Origin of the sequence: Streptomyces rugosispiralis (assembly GCF_024505145.1) — a bacterium.
GTDB lineage: Bacteria > Actinomycetota > Actinomycetes > Streptomycetales > Streptomycetaceae > Streptomyces > Streptomyces rugosispiralis.
Window position 1 is genome coordinate 1 of sequence record NZ_JANIAA010000178.1, and the last position, 936, is coordinate 936.

General features: G+C 70.0%; 1 protein-coding gene. It reads left to right on the plus strand.

Features of this window, described 5'->3' with window-relative positions; translation table 11 throughout:
• Positions 1-936: AMP-binding enzyme (locus tag NP777_RS46930; RefSeq protein WP_256656330.1), on the plus strand; the 936-nt coding region annotated here is incomplete at both ends.

Sequence of the window (936 nt, forward strand, 5' to 3'; positions counted from 1 at the left end):
CGAGGCCCCGCCGATTGGCCGTCCCCTTCCCAACGCCCGCGTCTATGTGCTCGACGCGTTCCTCGAGCCGGTGCCTGTTGGTGTGATCGGCGAGGTGTACATCGCCGGTGCTGGCCTGGCCCGGGGCTATATCGGTCGGCCAGGACTCTCCGCCGAGCGTTTCGTCGCGTGTCCGTTCGCCGTCCCGGGTGGTCGGATGTATCGCAGTGGCGATCTGGCGAAGTGGACCGCTGAGGGTGATCTGGTCTTCGCGGGCCGGGTCGATGAGCAGGTCAAGGTGCGTGGTTTCCGGGTCGAGCCCGGTGAGATCGAGGCCGTACTCGGCAGCCACCCGGCCGTGGCGCAGGTCGCGGTGGTGGTCCGGGAGGACGGGCCGGGGGACAGGCAACTGGTCGCCTACGTCGTCCCCAACGGGGAGCTGGACGTAGCGGCGGTGCGCGCGTTCGCCGCTGGGCGGCTGCCGGAGTATATGGTCCCGGCGGTCGTCGTGCTGGACGCGCTGCCGTTGACCGTCAACGGCAAGCTGGACCGCGCCGCGCTCCCCGTCCCCGACGCCACAGAGACCGTCAGGGGCCGGGGTCCGGCCACCCCGACCGAAGAGATCCTCTGTGGGCTGTTCGCCGAGGTGCTCGGTCTCGATGAGGTCAGTGTCGACGCGTCGTTCTTCGAGCTCGGCGGTGACTCGATCATGTCGATGCTGTTGGTGTCGAGGGCGCGTAAGGCCGGTCTGGTGGTGAGCGCCCGGCAGGTGTTCGAGCGACGGACCCCGGCGGAGCTGGCGCTGGTGGCCCGTGATGCCTTTGCTCCCGGTGGCCTGGAGGGGAGTGGCGATTCGGGCACCGGTGAGGTGCCGTTGACCCCGGTGATGCATGAGCTGCTGGGCCGGGCCGGAGCGGAGCGCATAGGCGCGGTGTCCCAGTCCACGGTGGTGGTGGC